Annotated in this window: 13 protein-coding genes; 1 reads left to right on the top strand and 12 read right to left on the bottom strand. The window is 63.3% G+C overall.

Annotated elements, in window-relative coordinates; translation table 11 throughout:
* Positions 1-167: 167 nt before the first annotated feature.
* The 12 genes from HX855_RS21445 to HX855_RS21390 form a co-directional block, all read right to left on the bottom strand.
* Positions 168-2,630, bottom strand: a complete 2,463-nt coding sequence (locus tag HX855_RS21445; protein ID WP_177090781.1) for a TonB-dependent receptor — start codon at positions 2,628-2,630, stop codon at positions 168-170.
* Positions 2,631-2,719: 89 nt separating this feature from the next.
* On the bottom strand, positions 2,720-3,667 hold the full coding sequence (locus tag HX855_RS21440) for a FecR domain-containing protein (protein ID WP_177090780.1): 948 nt from the start codon (positions 3,665-3,667) through the stop codon (positions 2,720-2,722).
* Positions 3,664-4,161 carry a sigma-70 family RNA polymerase sigma factor gene (locus HX855_RS21435; RefSeq protein WP_177090779.1) on the bottom strand — a complete coding sequence of 166 codons (498 nt, stop codon included), beginning with the start codon at positions 4,159-4,161 and terminating at the stop codon, positions 3,664-3,666. The genes HX855_RS21440 and HX855_RS21435 overlap by 4 nt, the downstream gene beginning before the upstream one ends.
* Positions 4,162-4,408: 247 nt before the next feature.
* Positions 4,409-6,697: a 5-methyltetrahydropteroyltriglutamate--homocysteine S-methyltransferase gene (gene metE / locus HX855_RS21430; protein WP_177090778.1), complete on the bottom strand. Its 2,289-nt coding sequence runs from the start codon at positions 6,695-6,697 to the stop codon at positions 4,409-4,411.
* A 334-nt stretch (positions 6,698-7,031) separates the two neighbouring features.
* Positions 7,032-7,217 carry a hypothetical protein gene (locus HX855_RS21425; protein ID WP_256353119.1) on the bottom strand — a complete coding sequence of 62 codons (186 nt, stop codon included), beginning with the start codon at positions 7,215-7,217 and terminating at the stop codon, positions 7,032-7,034.
* 68 nt (positions 7,218-7,285) lie between these two features.
* A complete protein-coding gene (locus HX855_RS21420) occupies positions 7,286-8,119 on the bottom strand; it encodes a phosphodiesterase (RefSeq protein ID WP_177090777.1) in 834 nt (277 codons plus the stop codon).
* A 16-nt stretch (positions 8,120-8,135) separates the two neighbouring features.
* The gene (locus HX855_RS21415) at positions 8,136-9,167 is read right to left on the bottom strand and encodes an ABC transporter ATP-binding protein (protein WP_177090776.1); all 1,032 of its coding nucleotides are present in this window, start codon (positions 9,165-9,167) and stop codon (positions 8,136-8,138) included.
* The gene (locus tag HX855_RS21410; RefSeq protein ID WP_177090775.1) at positions 9,164-9,958 is read right to left on the bottom strand and encodes an ABC transporter permease; all 795 of its coding nucleotides are present in this window, start codon (positions 9,956-9,958) and stop codon (positions 9,164-9,166) included. Before HX855_RS21410 ends, HX855_RS21415 begins: the two co-directional genes overlap by 4 nt.
* Positions 9,955-10,776 (bottom strand): iron ABC transporter permease, encoded by an 822-nt coding sequence (locus HX855_RS21405; RefSeq protein WP_177090774.1) that lies wholly within the window; start codon positions 10,774-10,776, stop codon positions 9,955-9,957. Before HX855_RS21405 ends, HX855_RS21410 begins: the two co-directional genes overlap by 4 nt.
* Positions 10,777-11,781, bottom strand: coding sequence for an ABC transporter substrate-binding protein (locus HX855_RS21400; RefSeq protein ID WP_177090773.1), 1,005 nt, complete (start codon positions 11,779-11,781; stop codon positions 10,777-10,779).
* Positions 11,781-12,785, bottom strand: coding sequence for a LacI family DNA-binding transcriptional regulator (locus HX855_RS21395; protein WP_177090772.1), 1,005 nt, complete (start codon positions 12,783-12,785; stop codon positions 11,781-11,783). Before HX855_RS21395 ends, HX855_RS21400 begins: the two co-directional genes overlap by 1 nt.
* A 265-nt stretch (positions 12,786-13,050) precedes the next feature.
* Positions 13,051-13,719 (bottom strand): DUF2268 domain-containing putative Zn-dependent protease, encoded by a 669-nt coding sequence (locus tag HX855_RS21390; RefSeq protein ID WP_177090771.1) that lies wholly within the window; start codon positions 13,717-13,719, stop codon positions 13,051-13,053.
* A gap of 185 nt (positions 13,720-13,904) precedes the next feature.
* Here HX855_RS21390 and HX855_RS21385 point away from each other — a divergent pair, with 185 nt between their 5' ends.
* Positions 13,905-15,002, top strand: coding sequence for a carboxynorspermidine decarboxylase (locus tag HX855_RS21385; protein WP_177090770.1), 1,098 nt, complete (start codon positions 13,905-13,907; stop codon positions 15,000-15,002).
* The last annotated feature ends 20 nt before the right edge of the window (positions 15,003-15,022 follow it).

Genomic DNA, 15,022 nt, shown 5'->3' with positions numbered 1-15,022 from the left:
GAACCCTAGGTGGCCGTTACCACAGGAATGGATATGTACACGGTAAAAAGGGGCCCCAAAAAGCTGGGAGCGCTACGCACTCCAACGGGGCACAAGCCCCCTCGCCACAACAGCCCCTTCCCCACGACAAGCCCATCACCACAAGGTCTTCATAGATTTTTGGCGGCTTAGAAATCCACCGTCGCCGACAATTTCACCGTCCGCGGCTCACCCTGGGTCAGGTAGTTATTGGCCGTCGACGCCGACGACCAGTACGCCTTGTTCGCCACGTTCTCCACGTTGGCACGCAAGGTGATGTACTTGTCGTCTGCCTTGAAACCATACCGCGCCCCCAGGTCGACACGGGTCCAGGCCGGGATGCTCAGGCTGTTGGCAGCGTTGACGTATTCGCCACCGGTACGCAACATCCGGGCGCTGACCGCCGCGCCTTGAATGCCCGGCACATCCCAATCCGCACCGACGTTGTACTGGAAGCGCGGCACACCGGCAGCCCGGTTGCCGTCAGTGGCGCCGTTGGAGGTGCTCTGCTGCTCGGTGTCCATCCAGGTGGCGCCGGCCAGCAAGCGCAGGCCATCGAGGGGCTCGCCGAACACGTTGAGCTCCACGCCTTTGTTGATCTGCTCACCGTCGACAGTAAAGGTGTCGAGCCGCTGCCCCGGGAAGCGGGTGGTGGCGTTGTTCGGCTGTTCGATTCGGTACACACCCAGCGTGGCGCCATAGTTGTCCCAGTCCAGCTTGACCCCGGCTTCCGTCTGTTTGCTGCGCTTGGGCGGGAATACTTCGCCGGGGTTCGTGACGTTAGTGAGTGGCGCCGTCGGGCCCTGGGCCAGGCCCTCGATACGGTTGGCGTAGAACGACACATGCTCCCAAGGCTTGATCACCACCCCATAGACCGGCGTGGTGATGGACTCCGAATACGGCGTGCCCCGCACACCGGAGGCGGTGTTCCAGCTGTCCACCTCGATCGTCTGGCGCCGCACCCCCAGGGTCAACAACACCCGGTCATCCATAAAGCCCAGGGTGTCGGACACCGCCGCGCTCTTGATCCGGTTCTTGCCGACAACACGCGGGTCGTGAATATCACTGCCGAAATAGGTGTTGGTCGGCCGCGGTGTTTGCGTCGGGTTGTACAGGTTGCCGGGTTGGCGGTTCGCCACCAGGATCGCCTCATAAGCCGAGCGTTGCTCGCCCCAGATCCCCGACAGCCCGAGGTCCATCTGATGGGTCACCGGCCCGGTAGCGAAGTGGCCGTTCAAGCCGGCCATGGCGCTTTTGTTGTCTTCGTCGTGGGGCGAATACAGGAAGCCCACCTTGGCGCTGCCATCGTTGCCGACATACAACGATGAATACTGCCCGTTCTCCCGGGTGTGCTTGGCGCCGCCCGCCGCGTAGGCCGTCCAGTTATCGTTCAAATCATATTCGGCATTCACCATGCCGTAGGTGTCTTCCAGCTCCGACCAGCTCCAGTTCTGGGCGTAGTTATCGTTGGCCGACGGCGCATGGGGCACCTGGGTACCGGTCGGGTACACCACCGCACGACCGTTATTGATGCGCTCTTTCTGGTAGCCAAAATCGGTGGAAACCCGCAGGCGCTCGCCGCGGTAATCCAGGGCGACGGCGATCAACTGGGAACTTTTGTTTTCGTCATCCACGGCGGTGTCGCCGCCGTGCCGCGCCAAGTTGACCCGGGCGCCGAAACGGTTGTCTTCACCAAAGCGCTGGCCGAGGTCGATGTGGCCGCCGGTCTGGCTGTCGCTGGCGTAGTCGAGAGTGACGCTGCGGGTGGGCGTGTCTTCGGCGCGCTTGGGCACCAGGTTGACGCTGCCGCCAATCCCGCTGCCCGAAGGCGACACGCCATTGACGAACGCGTTGGGGCCCTTGAACAGTTCCACCCGTTCCAGGGCTTCGGTGGTGATGATCTGCCGGGGCAGCACGCCGTACAGGCCGTTGAATGCGATGTCATCGGTGCTCAGCGGCAGGCCGCGAATGGTGAACACCTGGGAGAAGTTGCCGAAGCCGGCCGACTGGCGCACCGAGGCATCGTTGAGCAATACGTCGCCTACTGTTCGCGCCTGTTGGTCGGCGATGGTTTTCGAGGTGTAGCTGACCACACTGAAGGGCACGTCGCTGATGGACCGATTGCCCAGCACACCCAGGCGTGCCGAACGCGCCACCTGACCGCCGCCATAGGTGTCCGCCTGCGCCCCGCTCGCCTCGCCGCTGATGGTGGTGGCGCCCAGTTCCAGCGTATCGCCACGGGCCTGGGGCACCACGGTATAGCCATTGGTACCGGTGCCCTGCAGGGTATAACCGCTGCCTTGCAGGGTATAACCGCTGCCTTGCAGCAACTGGGCGAAGCCCGATTGCGCGCTGTAGGTGCCCTGCAACCCCGGGCTTTGTTGATCGTTGAGCAACGTCGAATCGAAGGACAACGGCACCCCGGACAACGCCGCAAACTGCGCCAGCTGATTCCCCAGGGGCCCCGGCGCGATGTTATAGCTGCGCGCCGCACTGCTTGGCGCAGCGTCTTCTGCCTGGGCATTCTGCAGCGGTGCGAGGGCGGCAAGGGCGACGGCCAGGCTCAGCGCCTTCAAAGGACGGGGGCAGTACGGGAGAGGTCTGGCGGTCATGGGCATTCCTGTCGGCGCGGCGCAATGTTGAGGGTTCTCCCCTACACCGGGCGACAAGGAAAAAGGTATCAGCGAACGTTGAAAAAGATTCAGCGCGGTTCCACCGTCACCCAATACCCGGTGAGGCTGCTGACCTTGACCGGCAAGGTTTCCTGCAACAGGTGCAGGCTGGCGTCAGTGTCCCGCAGGGAAAACGCGCCCGACACGGTGAGGTTGGCCACCGAGTCGTGGCAACGCAACACACCCGCGCGGTAGCGCCCCAACTCCTCCAGCAAATCCGCCAGGCGCATGTGCTGGGCCAGGAGCATTCCGTTTTCCCAGGTCAAGGCGCTGACGTCCAACGGCTCCACAGCAGCCACACCGTCTGCGCTGAAGGCGCCCTGCTCGCCCGCCTTGACGATCACGCCCTGGCTGGCATGCTCCGGCAGCAACTCCACCGCACCTTCGGTCACCGCCACTCGGCTGCGCTGCTCACCCACCCGCACACTGAACCGCGTGCCCAAGGCCCGGGCGGTGCCGTGGCGGGTCTGGACGATAAACGGGCGGTGGGCCCCATCCTTGGCGGTGGTGATCAACACTTCGCCCTTGAGCAACTCGATGCGCCGCACCTGCTCGGAGAACGCAATATTCAGCGAGCTGCCGGTATTGATCAGCACACGGGTGCCGTCGGGCAAGGTGAGGTTTTTTTGTTCGCCAATGGCGGTGTGCTGGTCGGCAGTCCATTGCTGCCACGGCACCTGCCGATACGCCAGCCAGGCCGCCGGGCCTGCCGCCAGCAGCAACCCAAGCGCCTGGCGTCGGCCGAGGGGCTTTTTGCGGCCGATGCGTTTCAAGGTATCACCGGCAATCGCCGCCGGCACCGTGTTGAAGTCCCCCAGAATGGCCTGCGCCCGTTGCCAGGCCTGGGCGTGCTGGGCGCTGCGGCCCTGCCACTGGGCGATGGCGCGACGGTCTTCGTCGGTGGCGCTGCCGGACTGCAACTGCACCATCCAGTCGGCGGCTTCCCCGAGGATCAGCGGATCAATCGACGGGCTCATGCCACGCTCAAGCAGGCCAGGAAGGCGTCGCGCATGTAGCGTTTGACCGAGATCAGCGACACGCCCAGGGCCTCGGCGATCTGCTGATAGGTCAGGCCGTCGATCTGCGACATCAGGAAGGCCTGGCGGGTCTTTTCGGGCAAGTCCCGCAACATCGCTTCAATGCGGTACAGGGCTTCGAGGATCAACCAGCGGGTTTCCGGCGACGGCACGTGCTGTTCAGGCAAGTGGGCGATGGTTTCCAGGTAGGCACGCTCCACTTCCTGGCGGCGCCAGCTGTCGATCATCAGGCCTTTGGCGATATGGGTCAGCAATGCCCGAGGCTCGGCGCCCAGGCTGGTGGTGGTTTGCCGGGTGAGCAGGCGCATAAAGGTGTCGTGGGCCAGGTCGGCGGCATCGCTGGCGTTGCCCAGCTTGCGGTCCAGCCAGCGGTGCAACCATCCATGGTGTTCGCAGTACAGGTCCTGGATATGCAGATTGAGGGGAGACGACATGCCGATCACCGGGGCGCGCCGGAGCGGTGAGGCTCAAGCGTAATTAAGAATTGATCGCATTCTAATCTGCATCGACGGTGCTGGCAATTTCACGGTTTTTTGAGCGCTGGAGATTCCTGTGGGAGCTGGCTTGCCTGCGATGGCGGTGTATCAGTCGCCAACGATGCAAGCGGGTCCGCCGCTATCGCAGGCAAGCCAGCTCCCACATTTCTGGTCTTCACCCGGCGTGTTATACCGGGTGCCTGGATCAGGCCAGTTCAGCCCGCAGTTGACGCGCCGCCGTCACCATGTGAATCAACGCCGCTTCCGTCTCCGGCCAGCCGCGGGTTTTCAGGCCACAGTCCGGGTTGACCCATAGGCGCTCGGCCGGGATGCGCTTGGCCGCCTTGCGCAGCAGGTTGGCCATTTCCGAGGCATCCGGCACCCGTGGCGAGTGGATGTCGTACACACCCGGGCCAATGTCGTTCGGGTAGGCGAAGGCTTCGAACGCGTTCAGCAGCTCCATGTCCGAGCGCGAGGTTTCGATGGTGATCACGTCGGCATCCATGGCCGCAATGGACTCGATCACGTCGTTGAACTCGCTGTAGCACATGTGGGTGTGGATCTGGGTGTCGTCACGCACGCCGGAGGCGCACAGGCGGAACACTTCGGTGGCCCAGTCCAGGTAGCCCTGCCACTGCGCCTGGCGCAACGGCAAGCCTTCACGGAACGCAGCTTCGTCGATCTGTACGATCTGGATGCCGGCAGCTTCCAGGTCCACCACTTCGTCACGAATCGCCAGGGCCAGTTGGCGGGCCTGTTCTTCGCGGCTCACGTCTTCACGGGGGAACGACCACATCAGCATGGTCACCGGCCCCGTCAGCATGCCCTTCATCACCTTGTGGGTGAGGCCTTGGGCGTAGCGGATCCACTCCACGGTCATGGCTTTCGGGCGGCTCAGGTCACCGAAGATCACCGCCGGTTTCACGCAACGGGAACCGTAGCTCTGTACCCAGCCAAAGCGGGTAAACACGTAGCCGTCGAGTTGCTCGGCGAAGTATTCGACCATGTCGTTACGCTCGGCCTCGCCGTGCACCAATACGTCCAGGCCAAGGTTCTCTTGCACCTCAACCGCGTGGCGGATCTCGCTGTGCATGGCTTCGACGTACTCGGCTTCGCTCAACTTGCCGGCCTTGTACGACTGGCGCGCCAGGCGGATCGAGGCGGTCTGCGGGAACGATCCGATGGTGGTGGTCGGGAACAGCGGCAGGTTCAGGCCGGCCCGCTGTTTCTCGATACGCTGGGCAAACGGCGAGTGACGCTGGCTGTCTTTGGCGGTGATCGCCGCTACGCGGGCTTGCACAGCCGGCTTGTGGATACGCGGGGAAGCGGCACGGGCCACTTGCACGGCGCGGCTTGCGGCCAGGGCGGCCGTCACGTTTGGCGCTTGCGGCTGGTTCACGGCCTGGGCCAATACGGCCACTTCTTCGCACTTCTGTACGGCAAACGCCAGCCAGCTTTTCAGCTCGGCATCCAGCTTGTCTTCACGGCCCAGGTCCACCGGGCTGTGCAGCAAGGAGCACGACGGCGCCACCCACAGGCGGTCACCCAGGCGCTCATAAGCGTGTTGCAAGGTGGCCAGGGCTTTTTCCAGGTCGCAGCGCCAGACGTTACGGCCATTGACCACGCCCAGGGACAACACCTTATAAGCCGGCAGGCGATCGAGGATGGTCGGGTACTGATCCGGCGCACGCACCAGGTCGATGTGCAGACCGTCCACCGGCAGGTTGGCCGCCAGCCCGAGGTTCTCTTCCAGGCCGCCGAAATAGGTGGCCACCAGCTTCTTCAGCGGGTCGCGCTGGATCAGGTTGTAGGCCCGCTCAAACGCATTTTTCCAGTCCTGGGGCAGGTCCAGCACCAGGATCGGCTCGTCGATCTGCACCCATTCCACGCCCAGGTCAGCCAGGCGCTGGAAAATCTGGCCGTACAGCGGCAGCAGGCGATCCAGCAGGTCGAGCTTGTCGAAATCGCCGCCCTTGGCCTTGCCCAGCCACAGGTACGTCAGCGGGCCGATGATCACTGGCTTCACGGCGTGGCCGAGGTCCCGGGCTTCCTTGACCTCTTCGAACAGTTGATCCCAACCCAGCTGGAATTGCTGGTCGGCGCTGAACTCAGGCACCAGGTAGTGGTAGTTGGTGTCGAACCACTTGGTCATCTCCTGGGCGTGGGCACCGCCGCAGCAACTGTCACTGACGCCACGGGCCATGCCGAACAGGGTGTGCAAGGTGGCTTTGCCGTCGGCCGGGCGGAACCGCTCGGGGATCACACCGAACATCAGCGAGTGAGTCAGCACCTGGTCGTACCAGGCAAAGTCACCGGCGGGCAGCAACTCGATGCCGGCGTTCTTTTGCAGGTCCCAGTGGGTCTTGCGCAGCTCACGGCCTACGGCGCGCAGGCCGGCTTCGTCGAGTTCGCCCTTCCAAAACGCTTCCTGCGCTTTTTTCAGTTCACGATCGCGTCCAATACGCGGGAATCCAAGGGAATGGGCAACAGCCATGACGTTACGCTCCAATATGTGTGTATGGGAGCCATTGTCGGGATCGGATGATAGTGAGACAAACTCATTTTATTCTAGATCATCACGAGTTCCACTCATGATGATAGGGTGTGTCTACGGTTTTGCTTATCACTGAAATAGCCCGCAGCGTCTGTTTCGTCGCCCGCCCGTTCACCATACTTTTGCTTCCCAAGCCCCCAAGGAAGCCCTCACATGGAACAGCATCAGCCGCTGACTACCCTCCTCGTTCACGTTGCCGCCCTGGGGCTCACGCTCCTCGGCATCGGCAGCCTGGCCCTGCTGATGGCCTGGGCCGGGCGCCTGGTGTTCTGACTCAGTCCGCCGGAATATCCGCGCTCAAGGCACGGATCAGCGCCTGTGCCTGAGTGTCCCGCTGCGCGGTATACAGCACCACTTCCCGACTGGGCAGCGGTGGCAGCTCGAAACGCTGCTCCACGTCGACGCAGCCACCGGGCGCCATCCGCCCCACCATCGCGCCAATGCCGATGCCCGCCACCATCGCAGCGCCGATCGCCAGGATCCCATGGGGACCCCGTGAATAGATGAACGCGGCGCTTCAGGTGTCCTTCAGTCAATCAACCCATCAGCGTCATAAAACGGATACGGCCCCGGGTAGTCCCCGAATACGCCGTTATGGCTGATCAGCCCTTGCTGTTCATCCCAGCGGTGCAAGAGGTAACCCGCCGGTTCCAGGTTGAAATGGGCCGGTGCGGCCTCCTGCAAATCCAGCACGATTTGATGGGAGGTGCCCGGGCATACACAGCTCAAGCTGCCACCGAACCGGCGCTGCATCGGCCGGTGCAAATGCCCGCTCAGCAAGCGCTCCACCTGAGGGTGACGGGCGATGACGGTTTCCAGCGCGGCGGCGTTGCGGAACGGCTCGCGGTCCATATGGCCGATGCCGCTGATAAACGGCGGGTGATGCAAGACCAACAGGGTCGGCACGTTCGGGCGCAGCCCCAGTTGCTCATCAAGCCACTGCAATTGGCTGTCCAGCAACTGGCCGCCATGGGCGTCGGGAATCGTCGAGTCCAGGCCAATCAAGCGCACCGGGTAGTCATCCACCACCCAGTCCAGCGGGCCGTCGGCGCCATGCGGCAAGTAAGCGTGATCGCTGAAGGCATCAAGCAAATGCTGGCGGTGGTCATGATTGCCCGGCACCAGGTAGCAAGGCATCTGCAAGCGGGCCAGTTCGGGGTGCAGCACGGCGTATTCATCGGGCCGGCCAAAGTCCACCAGGTCGCCGCTGACCACCACGATATCGGGCCGCGGGTTGCTGGCATTCAAGTGGTCCACCGCGCGGCGCAATGCACCGAGGGTGTCGACCACGCCATAGGTCAGGCGCTGGCCGGCTTTAAGGTGCAGATCGCTGATCTGCGCAACAAGAAACGGACGGTTCAAAATAGGCTCTCTGAATTCAGGCATGCAGGGTGAACAGCGTGTGGGGGGCGATGGCCAGGGCAATGGGCGCACCGACGGCATGAAGCAGGTTGTCACGGCTGTCCACCAGCAACGGTTGCGGGCCGCCGACGTCCACCAGCAGGCGGCTTTGCGCACCCTGGAAAAACTGCGCCACCAGGTGCCCGTGCAGGTGCCCTTCGCTCTCCATCACCTGCAGGTGCTCGGGGCGGCAGTACACGGTGGCCGGCAGCTGGGGTTCGTGCCACGGCAGTTCGCCGCCGCACACCTTCAGGCCATGGGCCGTTCGATCGATCACCGAAAAGGCATTCAGGTTGCCCACAAAGCCTGCGACAAACGCGTTGGCCGGCTGCTGGTAGATCTCCCGCGGGCTGGCCAGTTGCGCGATACGCCCCTGCTCCATCACCAGGATGCGATCCCCCAGGGCCATGGCCTCGCCCTGATCGTGGGTGACGAACACCGAGGTGATGCCCAGGCCGCGCAATAGCTGGTCCAGCTCGCTGCGCAGGCGCTCGCGCAACTGTGCATCCAGCGCGGCCAGCGGTTCATCCAGCAACAGCACTTTGGGCCGTGGCGCCAATGCCCGAGCCAGGGCCACACGCTGACGCTGGCCGCCGGACAGTTCATGGATGCTGCGCTGGCCGTGATGCGGCAGGCCGACCAGTTCCAGCAACTCGTCACAGCGCTTGTTGCGCTCGGCCGGCGCGATGCCGCGAACCTTCAGGCCGTAGACGATGTTGCCGGCCACATCCAGGTTGGGAAACAACGCGTAGTTCTGGAACACCATGCCCACGTCACGCCGCTCGATGGGCAGGCGGGTGACGTCGGTGTCGCCGAAAAACACCTGGCCCACATCGGGGCGCTCAAGGCCGGCGATCAGGCGCAAGGTGGTGGTTTTGCCGCACCCGGACGGGCCAAGGATGGCCAGGGTTTCGCCGCCCTCGATGGTCAGGTCGAGGTTTTGCACGGCAACGGTGCCGTCGGCGAATGCCTTGCGGCACCCCTTCAGGCGAAGGGTGATAGCGGTCATCGACGCTCTCCACGGGACAGACGGGCGCTGATGGCCTGCAACGCAATCAGCAGCGGCACGATCATCAGCAAAAAGATAAGGGTGTAGGCGCTGGCGATTTCCAGGCGGGCCGAGGCGTAGCTGTCGGCGAGGCCGACGGGCAAGGTCTTGGTCATCGGCGTGTGGAGCATCCAGGTCAGGTTGAACTCCCCCAGGCTCAAGGTGACGACCATCAACACCCCGGCGAGAATCCCCGCCCGGCAGTTGGGCACCACCACGCTGAAAAAGCGCTTGATCGGCCCCGCCCCCAGGCTGGCGGCGGCCTCTTCCAGCACCGGCAGTTGCTGGCGTTGCATCACCGCCATCACCGGGCGCACCAGGAACGGCAAGGTGAACAACACATGCCCCACCAGAATGAACAACCAACTGCTGCGAAACCCGCCGAACTGGCCGTAGGTCAGCAACAACGCCAGGGCACTGGCCAGGCCGGGCATGGCCACCGGCAGCACCATCAATTCCTCGAAGGCGCGGCTGAAGCGGTTGTTCATGCGCACCAGGGCGTATGCCGCCGGCACGCCGATCACGCAGACGCACACCGCACAGGCCACAGCCAATTGCAGCGAAAGCCAGACCGTCGGCGAGTAGGCCTGCCACACCTGGATCAACCAGTCGAAGGTCAGGCCGCTGGACAAACCGACGAAGAAATTGCGCGTCAGCCCCGCCAGCAATGACATCACCACCGGCACCAACATGAAGGCGCAGACCAGCAAGGTGAACAGCAGTTGAACGATAAACAGCGATGAGCGCTTCACAGGACCGTCCCCGCGTTTTTCACCAGGCGCCGCGTCAGCAACAGCACGGCCCAGGTCACCACACCGAGCACCACCGAGAGTGCCGCTGCCACGGCAAAATTGGCGTAGTTGGTGAACACGTTGTAGATGGCCACAGGCGTCACGTTCAGCCGCGTACCCAGGGTAAATGCAGTGCCAAAGGCGCCCATGGACGTGGCAAAACAGATCGCCCCACAGGAGGCCAAGGCCGGTGCCAGGCCCGGCACAATCACATCGCACACCACCCGCCAATGCCCGGCACCCAGTGAATGGGCCGCTTCCTCCAGGCTGCGGTCGAGGCTTTCACACGCCGCCATCACCGTGAGGATCACCCGTGGAATCGAGAAGTACAGGTAGCCCACAAACAACCCCGCCAGGGAATAGGCAAAGATCCAGCGCTCGCCGGCCAGTTGAAGCCCGAGGGCGGCAAACAGGCCTTGGCGGCCCGCCAGCAGGATCACCAGGAACCCGACCACCACACCGGGAAACGCCAGGGGAAACGTCAGCAACGCCACCAGCGCCGACCGCCCGAAGAAGTGCTGGCGGGCGAGAAACACGCCTGTGATGCCGCCCACCAGCAGCGCCGCCAACGTCACCAACACCGCAAGCATGCAGGTTTGCGCCAGGCTCCCCAGGTATTGCGCGCTGCCGAGCACCTGCCAGTAACCGCTGCCCTGGCTGTCGCGGCTTTCGCCACCCAGCACGATCAAGTGCGCCAGCGGCAACAGCCAGAAAGCCAGCAGCACCGCAAAGGCCGGGGCCAGGGCCCAGGCGGGATTTGGCCGCAAAAGTGCCTTCACTTACTTGACCTCACTCAGGTAACGCGCGGCGAAGGCTTCCTGCACGGCGGCCATTTTCTGGTAATCCACCACACCGGCGCGGGCGTAGTCACTGTCTGGCAGAAACTGCGCGGCCACGTCCGCCGGCATCTTCACCGGCCGCACCGGGCGCAGGTAGGCCTTGGCCCAGAGTGCCTGGCCTTCATCGGACAGGACAAAATCCAGGACCTTTTCGCCGTTGGCGCGGTGCGGTGCGTTGGCCACCAGGCTCATCACATACGGCACGCTGATGCTGCCTTCCTTGGGGATCACGAAGGCAACGTTGGCGTTGTCCTTGTAGCGGGCGCGGTAGGCGTTGAAGTCGTAGTCCACCAGGATCGGCAACTCGCCGGAGAGCACCCGCGCATAGGCGGTTTGCTTGGGCACGATGGGGGCGTTTTTCGACAGCTTCTGGAAGTAGTCGATGGCCGGGGCAAAGTTGTCGAGGTCGCCGCCCATGGCGCGGTTGATCGCCACCGCCGAGACGTAGCCGACGAAGGCGCTGGATGGGTCGAGGTAGCCGACCATGCCTTTGTACTCAGGCTTGAGCAGGTCAGCCCAGCTTTGCGGCACCGGCAAGCCACCCAGGGCATCGACGTTGACCATGATGCCCAGGGTGCCGGAGTGAATCGCAAACCACTGGCCGTCCGGGTCTTTCAGGCCGGCGGGAATCTGTTCCCAACCCTTGGGTTTATAGCCCTCCACCACCGCCGCCTTTTGCGCTTGCAGGCCGAACGTCACACCGTAGTAGACGACATCGGCCACCGGCGCGGCTTTCTCGGCCACCAACTGTGCCAGGGACTGGCCGGAGTTCTTGTTGTCCAGCGGCACCTGCACACCGGTGCTCGCGGCGATCGCCTTGAGTTGCGTGCCCCAGTCTGCCCAGTCTGGCGGGCAGTTGTAGCAAATCGCGGTGTCGGCGGCCTGGGCCAGGCTGGCCGCGCCGCACAGCAGCAAGGCCGCCAGGGTTTTACTGAGGATGCTCATCAAGCGTCTCCTTTATGGGGTTGGGTGCTTTCGCCCGGCCGGATATGGCACGGCAGGCAATGGGAAACCGGGGCGTTGCCGGCGATTTGCGCCAGCAGTTGGTCGATCACGGTGCTGGCCAACAGCGCGATGGGCTGCACCACGCTGCACAGCGTCGGGTGCATCTGGGTGCCCAGGGCAATGCCGTCAAAGCCCATCACCGAGAGTTGTCCCGGCACGTTCCAGGCATGGCGGCGCAGTTCGGCGATCAGGCTGATGGCGAGAAAATCGTTGGAACACACCAACGCCGTGGGCGCCTGCGAGCCTTGCAGGAAGGGCTCGATGGCGGCGAATTCGGCTTGGGTGTGGGCCGGCATTTCGATCACCAGTTGGCTGTCGAGGCCGTACTCGCCCATGGCATCGCAATACCCGGCGTAACGCAGGCGGGCGCGGTCGGACTGCAACGCGGGGCCGGCGACCATGGCAATGCGGCGATGGCCCGCTTCCAGCAGATAACGGGTGGCCAGCGCCATGCCGGCGCGGTTGTCCACCGAGACGGCGCTGTAGTTGGGGTTGCCGGGTTGGTGGTAGGCCAGCACGAACGGGGTTTCTTCCGTGGCCAGGCTGTGGAGCACGCTGTTGCTTTCGGCGTCGGTGACGGTCAGCACCAGGCCATCGACGCGCTGGCGCAGCAACTCTTCCACCACGCTGCTTTCACGCTCGGCGCTGTAGTCGGTGGTGGCCAGCAACAGGTTATAGCCCCGCAGGCGTGCGGCGCGCTCCATGGCCTGGAACTGCTCGGCGAATACCGGGTTCAGCAGGTTGGGCACCACCACGCCGATCAGTTGGGTGGTTTGCAGGCGCAGTTGGCGGCCCAGCAGATTGGGCCTGAAGCCCAACTCACGGGCGGCGGCGAACACCTGCTCACGGGTGGTCGGGCGCACTTGTTCCGGGGAAGCAAAAGTGCGCGCGGCGGTGGCGCGGGATACGCCAGCGAGCCGGGCTACGTCTTTCAAATCGGTCATTGTCACTCGCTTGAGATCGATCTCATTGGCGAGGACAGTAACGGCGGAATGTGGCAGTCAGGCGATGGGGAGATGACGGTTTGATGTCAGCGTGGATGGGGTTTGTCATCCACTGAAAATCTAATGTGGGAGCTGTCGAGCTTTAGCGAGGCTGCGATAGCGGTGTGTCAGGCAGCCTATTTATCGGCTGTGCCGCCGCCTTCGCGGCCTCGCTGAAGCTCGACGGCTCCCACAGGGGATGGGGGTTGCTTGGTGGTTTTGTGTTTCAAGGCTGGGTCACGAGCCCTTCCCTGGTAGCGTTGGCGAGTATGTCTTTTGCGGGCACGTTGACCCAGGTGGCGGCGTCCACCTCGTCTTGCTTCGCCAGCCAGTCACCCACCATCTGATAACCCAGCGTGTACCCCAACCACCTGGGCCTTGCCCCGGTGCCGAAGAACCATTCGCTGTGGTCGTAATACGTGGCCTCCAGAAGCTGGAGCTCTACCGGCGAACCCAGCAACGCCTCGGGTGTAAGCGCCCTCTCCCACAGCTCTGGCTCACTGCCCAGCACCCGCCGCACAAACTGTCCGGCCAGCCCTTCGCTGATCATCGCCTCACCCAGCGTCCAGCCATAACCCGGCCCCGCCATGCGCAGGCAATGATGCACCTCATGCACCACATGCCGACGCAGCGAGCCACTGCGCAAACTGGCCAGGAAATTCGGGTTGTCGGGGTCAAGGGTCATGCTGAACATTGTGCTGCGATAAGCGCGGCCGACCAGGCCCAGCTCCGGGAGGGTCTCCCCCGGCAATCGCTGGATCAGGACATCCAGGCGCGGCGGCGGCATCAGCTCGGCAATCGCCCCGTAGGCGGCTTCAAATTCACGGATCAGCTCAGGGCGAAACTCCGCCAGGCTCCCCGACGCTTCCAGCCAATGCAGTGTCCATGCGTCCATTCTCACCTCTCGTCGCCAAAGCCGGGATCCGTTTCCAATGCGGCTCATCATACCCACAGGCTGTCATATTCACAGGTCAGCTTATAACCGGGCGCGCAAATTCCGCTGACTAACCTTTCGATCTGTCCCAAGTGCGGGCACAATGCGTGTCCTTTTTTGGCAGGCACCGCCGCAGGCTCTCAAAAATGATCAAAACGCCGTACTACCTCATCGACAAACAGAAGCTTCTGGTCAATATGCAGAAGATCGCCTACGTGCGCGAACAGTCCGGCGCCAAGGCCCTGCTGGCCCTCAAGTGCTTCGCTACCTGGTCGGTGTTCGACCTGATGCAGGAATACATGGACGGCACCACTTCGTCGTCGCTGTATGAGTTGAAGCTCGGTCGCCAGAAGTTCGAAGGCGAGGCGCACGCCTACAGCGTGGCCTGGGCCGACGATGAAATCGAAGAGATGCTGGCTAACTGCGACAAGATCATCTTCAACTCCATCAGCCAGCTGCAGCGCTTTGCGGAACGCAGCGAAGGCAAGACCCGCGGCCTGCGCGTCAACCCGCAAGTGAGCAGTTCCGACTACCTGCTGGCCGACCCGGCGCGCCCGTTCAGCCGTCTGGGCGAGTGGGACCCGGTGAAGATCGAAGGCGTGATCGAGCAGATCTCGGGCTTCATGTTCCACAACAACTGCGAGAACGGTGACTTCAACCTGTTCGACCAGATGCTCAACACCATCGAAGAACGCTTCGGCGCGCTGCTGCACAAGGTCAACTGGGTCAGCCTCGGCGGCGGCATCCACTTCACCGGTGAAGGCTATGCCATCGACGCCTTCTGCCAGCGCCTCAAGGCGTTCTCGCAGAAGTACGACGTGCAGGTGTACCTGGAACCCGGCGAAGCGGCGATCACCAACAGCGCCTCCCTGGAAGTGACCGTGCTCGACACCCTCTACAACGGCAAAAACCTCGCCGTGGTAGACAGCTCCATCGAAGCCCACCTGCTGGACCTGCTGATCTACCGCCTCAACGCCAAGCTGGCGCCGAGCAGTGGCGAACACACCTACATGGTGTGCGGCAAGTCATGCCTGGCCGGGGACATCTTCGGTGAGTATCAATTTGATCAGCCGCTGGCCATCGGCGATCGACTGTCGTTCATCGACACGGCAGGCTACACCATGGTCAAGAAAAACTGGTTCAACGGCCTGAAAATGCCGTCCATCGTAGTGAAACAACTCGACGGTACAGTCGAAGTGGTTCGTGAATTTGGTTACGACGACTACCTGTCCAGCCTTTCGTAAAGCGGACAGATAAAGGAGAG

Origin of the sequence: Pseudomonas sp. IPO3778 (assembly GCF_013386825.1) — a bacterium.
Lineage (GTDB): Bacteria > Pseudomonadota > Gammaproteobacteria > Pseudomonadales > Pseudomonadaceae > Aquipseudomonas.
The sequence above is the reverse complement of the archived record's forward strand: the minus strand, read 5'-3'. Positions and strand labels throughout refer to the sequence as shown.

Coding starts and splice junctions, on each gene's coding strand:
- HX855_RS21445 (WP_177090781.1), bottom strand. CDS start 2,630: ATGACCGCCAGACCTCTCCCGTACTGCCCCCGTCCTTTGAAGGCGCTG.
- HX855_RS21440 (WP_177090780.1), bottom strand. CDS start 3,667: ATGAGCCCGTCGATTGATCCGCTGATCCTCGGGGAAGCCGCCGACTGG.
- HX855_RS21435 (WP_177090779.1), bottom strand. CDS start 4,161: ATGTCGTCTCCCCTCAATCTGCATATCCAGGACCTGTACTGCGAACAC.
- metE (WP_177090778.1), bottom strand. CDS start 6,697: ATGGCTGTTGCCCATTCCCTTGGATTCCCGCGTATTGGACGCGATCGT.
- HX855_RS21425 (WP_256353119.1), bottom strand. CDS start 7,217: ATGGTGGCGGGCATCGGCATTGGCGCGATGGTGGGGCGGATGGCGCCC.
- HX855_RS21415 (WP_177090776.1), bottom strand. CDS start 9,167: ATGACCGCTATCACCCTTCGCCTGAAGGGGTGCCGCAAGGCATTCGCC.
- HX855_RS21400 (WP_177090773.1), bottom strand. CDS start 11,781: ATGAGCATCCTCAGTAAAACCCTGGCGGCCTTGCTGCTGTGCGGCGCG.
- HX855_RS21395 (WP_177090772.1), bottom strand. CDS start 12,785: ATGACCGATTTGAAAGACGTAGCCCGGCTCGCTGGCGTATCCCGCGCC.
- HX855_RS21390 (WP_177090771.1), bottom strand. CDS start 13,719: ATGGACGCATGGACACTGCATTGGCTGGAAGCGTCGGGGAGCCTGGCG.
- HX855_RS21385 (WP_177090770.1), top strand. CDS start 13,905: ATGATCAAAACGCCGTACTACCTCATCGACAAACAGAAGCTTCTGGTC.